Source organism: Methanospirillum sp., from assembly GCF_035406105.1.
GTDB lineage: Archaea > Halobacteriota > Methanomicrobia > Methanomicrobiales > Methanospirillaceae > Methanospirillum.
Genome location: NZ_DAONKG010000172.1, coordinates 1 through 5,329, shown reverse-complemented (window position 1 = coordinate 5,329; position 5,329 = coordinate 1). Strand labels below are relative to the sequence as shown.

The window sequence follows — 5,329 nt, the reverse complement described above, 5'->3', positions numbered from 1 at the left end:
CGGAGATCTCATTTTAATTTTTTTTAACTTGTCTCAAGGATGATACGGCCCTGTGCCATGATCCTGACCTGCCCGCCACTTTCAGAGACGACAATACCAATTGCCTTGGTCTCCTGTGTTATTGCTGCAACCGATACATGACGGGTCCCAAACCCTTTTGAGAGCTGAACATTACTCGTATCAATGGAAATGTACCTACCAGCCGCTTCAACCGTCCCGTCCTCCCTGATGACAAAGGCACCATCAAGCAGTGCGAGCTCTTTAATATTTTCCCTCATGTCCGGGTTGGTAATCTTCCGTTCCTCTGGAGAGTGACCGGCCAGAGGGTTGAGAATCAGCTGTCGGGATCGCAAAAGAACTGCATCGCTGTCACCCAGGATAAAGGCGGTTCCGACAGGTTTGCCTTCTCTCCCTTCCCTGGCTATCTCAATAGCCAGCCGGATCACCTGCATGCAGATGTCCATATCACAGGGGTAATAATCGGCTATCTGTTCAGCAATTGTCTGCAACTCCTCATCAGTAACCGGGCCTGATGACGATCTAGACAGAACTACCGGTCCTTCCGGAGCCGGACGTCTGCGTATGTGATACATCACAAGAACGCTGATAATAAGACCCCCGACACCTGTTCCAATGAGAACCCAGAAGAGCGGCCCTGACAGGAATAAAATTTCACCTGGTGGTGGGGGGACGTCAAGCGGACTAATATTTGAACTTACCGGCTTTGTTGCATTCCTGTTTTCAGAGAAATACCCTGGATTAATGGTAAGCAGGAACCGGTACGAATCATACGCTTCATCATACATCCCCTGTTTCTCATAACAGACCGCACGGTGATACCAGGCATCGGCATAATAGGGATCACGGGCAATAGCCTTCTCAAACTCGGTAAGTGCAGCCGGGCAGTTCCCGACGTCCTCATACGCCCGTCCCCACTGGAAATAGGTCTCTGCAGTCTCGTTATTTCCGGTATCGGTACTGACTGGTGATGGGGTAGGGGTCCCTGTCCCGAACGTCGTGATGACCGGCCGTACCGTCGGGCTTTGGACCGGTGGATAAGTCGGCGAAACACCCGGTTTCGGGTTTTCAACCGGAGGTTTGACTGCCGGTTCTTTGGTATGAATCGGAGCAATTGTCGCCTTTGTTGTTGTTTCTTCCAGTGGAACCGGTATAGTTACCACAGGAGTAAGCACATCATTTCCAGGAACAGGCGTTTCGGCAAAAGAGGGCTTGATCACCGACAAGCATGCCAAAACAACGATAAACACCATCAGGTACCGGTACCAGGAGATGGTGTTCATAGTAGTACTAAGGTGCTGATGGGTGATAAAGATGTAACCGGAAGGATGTGTCATTTTGGGGACTATAAAGGTATTTCTTCAGCAGGTAATAGTGAAAAGAAAATGAAAGGGTCTGAAAACAGGTTTACCCGACCTTAGTAAACCCTGCAATGATGGTATGATCCCGTGTGACATTTGCAAATAGATATTCAGGAGCTGGATCAACATTGGAACCGTCGATGAGCAGATACTCAATTTCATGACCTTCATACGGAGTTACCACAAAGGTGATATCTTCACCGGCCATCACTTCAACCGTTCCCTCAGGAAAGATTGCTCCCCCCGGACCCGCATATGCAGTTACAGTATGGCCGGGCACAAGTTTTCCAGCGGCATTTTCAATTACAATCCGGCCGGCAGGGGTATCAGTCCCATTCACATCCCTGGGTTCAGGAAGATATGGTAAAACCGGCGGGGTGACCGGAAATGGTGTTGTGTTGTTTTGAGTCGCTGCTGATTCATTCACGGTCAGTACTGATGCCGGTGCAGCCATCTCTGGAAGGATTAGGACGGCTGGATTATTGAGAGCGGGTGCCGCATGCGTGGTATTTTCCGTCACCGGATGTTCGGTCGTATTGACTGCAATCATCACCGTCTCATCAGCAGCAGGATACCGGTCAATAGATCCTTCTGCACTGGTCTCATTCTGAACCAGGACTTTCCATGAGGTATATAACCGGAGGTCAGCCGGGACCGGGACTGAAAGGCTTGATGTCATGACGGTATCAAGGACTACCTCCTTGAGGGTGTTTGTGATGAGCACAACCCGGCTTTCCGGTTTTAGACCGGTAAAGAGAAGATAGCCATTCTTTACTTCCTCATTCGTCACCTGCGTCCCGTTTGTGGTTGTATTGGTACTGATCACCGTGCCATTCTCATCCTTTACTCTGACTACCTCTGAACCAAGTGCCGAGAAGACTGATTCTTCCTCCTGATGCTCGTTCTGGACAGAGATCGGGGGGGTTGAGGACTGACGTACCGGCGACGTATTCACGGTTTCATTGATTGTTGTATTCGACAGATCAGATTCTGACTGATTCACCTCTTCAGCCTGAAATTCCAGGGAAGTCTCATTCGTCGCCACGTTCTCTTCTTCTGATGTGTTATTAACATCAAAGCCCGCTTCCTCTCCTGATTCTGATGAGACCTGTTGAGCCGGTTCAGGAGTTGGAGCAGGAGCATTCTTATCGGTATTTGTCAAGGGGAGATAGTCAATATTATAGGAGTTGATCTCGAAGGGTTTGTCACCGATTCCATACCCATCCTCATCCGGGACGGTATCAGAAAACCCGTCAAGGCCAGGTGCAGAACCCCAGTAATTCCCACCCTTATACGGCCCGCCCAGAATATTAACGCCCACCTCAAGAGTAGTATTCCAGACAATATCACTGCTGATATCATCCACGGAGATATTATTCACACTTCCAAAGTAGTTGTTATAGATCTTCGCTCCCCTGACACCATTTCCTATGACTACCACCGGACCGGTGCTGGTTTTCGAGAAGTTATTATCAGTAATTACAGAATCTGTGGTACTTTCAATCTGGAGTGCAGCATATTTATTATCGCTGATTCCATTTTTGGTGATGGTAATTCCGGATGAATCGATAACCTGTACTCCATAGACATCACAGGTAGTGATGGTATTATCATGCAGGGTGACATCGGTTGTCTTCATTACAATAATGCCCACACCGTTGTTTTTCAGGATATTCTTCTGAACCGTGACCTGACTGGATGTCTGTTCGATATTGATTGCCTTTGAGCAGTCCCGAATCAGATTGTCAATGATTGAAATGACATCAGAGTACTCGATATGTATACCGGTCGGGCAATCGAGGATGTCCAGATTTGATACGACATTGGTATCCCCCTCTTTCCCCTTCACGTACTGGTAGCTCACCCCTGAGTTCCAGTCTTCCAGTTTCAGATTTTTTATCGTGACATTCGTTATCGAACCACCAAATTTGTTCACATAAATACCAACTGAGTTATCACGCTGGTCACCGCCCAGAAAATGCCCCTGGCCGTCAAGCACGACATCTGATGCCTCGATCCTGATGCCATATATATCAGTTATCCCTCGTGCATCGGCAGTCAGCTCATACATTCCTGGTGATGTAATCACCGCAGGAGCAGTTATTGGCTGAGCTGTACACGATACACAAAGCGCACTTATAAGTACCAGGATGAAACATCCCAAGGTTTGGAATTTTATTCCTGACATCACAACACCTTCCCCTTCTTCCGGATCACCAGCTTCGTGAATCAGAAGAATCTCGTTACTCTTGTTTATGAAAGGAAGCCTATAAGGTTCTCGTATAAAAGGTCAGATTTTTTAGAGATTTACCCTTCAGTCCCAATAATATTTCCTCAAATAGAAAAGAGAAGTCATGATGATTTTATCATGTAAATAGAATATTTTTTCATGAATTTCAGATATTTGCAGATTTTTTGTATTATCCCATTCGCATAAGTTCCCTGACGACCCTGATGTTCTCTGCATCCCCGCGCCGATCATCAACCGGTGTCTCGCAGATACAGGGAATTTTTGAAAAACCAGGATGCAGCAAGACTGACCGAATGCCAGCTTCACCTAAGTTTCCCATACCGATATGTTCATGACGGTCAAGCCCGCTTCCAAGGTCACCTTTCGCATCATTCAGATGAATCAGATGCAATGATGACAGTCCGATCGCATCCTGAATCTGGTCTGCGACTTCACCTACCGATTCTGGATCCCGGAGATCATATCCTGCTGCAAAGGCATGACAGGTGTCAAAGCAGATACCAAGTCGTGATTGCTGCTCACATCGTCCAAATACGTCTGCAATATCCTCTATTGTGCTCCCCACAGAATTCTGTTCGCCTGCAGTATTTTCAAGCAGGAGTATGGTGCCGGATTTGCTGCCGGCAAGAGCAGTATCAATAGCAGAAACAACGCGTGTCCGTCCGGACTTTCGATCATCGCCGGCATGACCAAGATGCGTGACAAGATAGGGAATCTGCAGAATGCCGCATCGATCAAGCTCCATGCGCAATGCCTGCACTGATCTCTCATACATTACCGGTTTCTCACCGGCCAGATTGGGCAGATAAGAGATATGAGCAAATACAATTCCTGGACTGAACTCTGCTGCCTTCCTGATAAATGCATCTGTATCGTGTTCACTGATCGGTTTTGCCTGCCATCCACGAGGGTTTTTTGTAAAAATCTGCATGCAATCGCATCCGCGTTCACGTGCCCGGTCAAAAGCATACGGAAGTGAACCGGCAATAGAGACATGAACACCTACCTGTCGCTTCATCATGATATTCATGGATGAATGAGAATTGTCTTCTCTTCCAGATAATGAAGGAGGGCATACCTGCCATTTTCCCGTCCAAGACCGGACGATTTCATGCCGCCAAACGGAACTTCAGGAGGAATCCGAAGATGCTGATTTACCCAGACTATTCCGGCATCAAGATCCTGGATTGCCTGATTTATTGTTCTCATATCATGGGTCCAGATGGAGGCACCAAGGCCATACCGTGTCGCATTTGCATGTTCAATGGCATCAGAGAGGGTGTCAAAGACTGATACCGGAAGAACAGGACCAAACACCTCTTCCTTCATAACCGGTGCATCAGGATCAACATCAGTCAGGATAGTCGGCAGATAAAAATTGCCATACTGATATGGAGGGGTATCTGGAATATATCCACCGGCCAGTATAGTTCCCTGGTTGTTATCAACAGTGCCCTGAACAAGGGAGTGTACATTCTCCCGCTGCCTGATAGTATGAAGAGGACCCATATCTGTACCGGTCTTGAGACCATCCCCTACCACAAGTTTTCCGACCAGTTCCTGGACACGGTGTATGAACGAATCATATATTCTGCTATCGACAAACACACGTTTGATGGCTGTGCAGGTCTGACCACAGTTAAAGAACCGGCCTGATACCGCACCCTTTGCTGCAGCCTCAGTGTCTGCATCATGGCAG

4 protein-coding genes are annotated in these 5,329 nt (G+C 47.8%); all 4 read right to left on the bottom strand.

Annotated elements, in window-relative coordinates:
- Positions 1-23 precede the first annotated feature (23 nt).
- Positions 24-1,301, bottom strand: a complete 1,278-nt coding sequence (locus tag PLA23_RS10105; protein WP_324330799.1) for a diadenylate cyclase — start codon at positions 1,299-1,301, stop codon at positions 24-26.
- Positions 1,302-1,425: 124 nt separating this feature from the next.
- Positions 1,426-3,567, bottom strand: coding sequence for a NosD domain-containing protein (locus tag PLA23_RS10100; protein WP_324475104.1), 2,142 nt, complete (start codon positions 3,565-3,567; stop codon positions 1,426-1,428).
- Between the two features lie 232 nt (positions 3,568-3,799).
- Positions 3,800-4,651, bottom strand: coding sequence for a deoxyribonuclease IV (locus tag PLA23_RS10095; RefSeq protein ID WP_324475103.1), 852 nt, complete (start codon positions 4,649-4,651; stop codon positions 3,800-3,802).
- 5 nt (positions 4,652-4,656) lie between these two features.
- A partial coding sequence (locus tag PLA23_RS10090; RefSeq protein WP_324475102.1) for an aldehyde dehydrogenase family protein occupies positions 4,657-5,329 on the bottom strand: 673 nt, incomplete at its 5' end.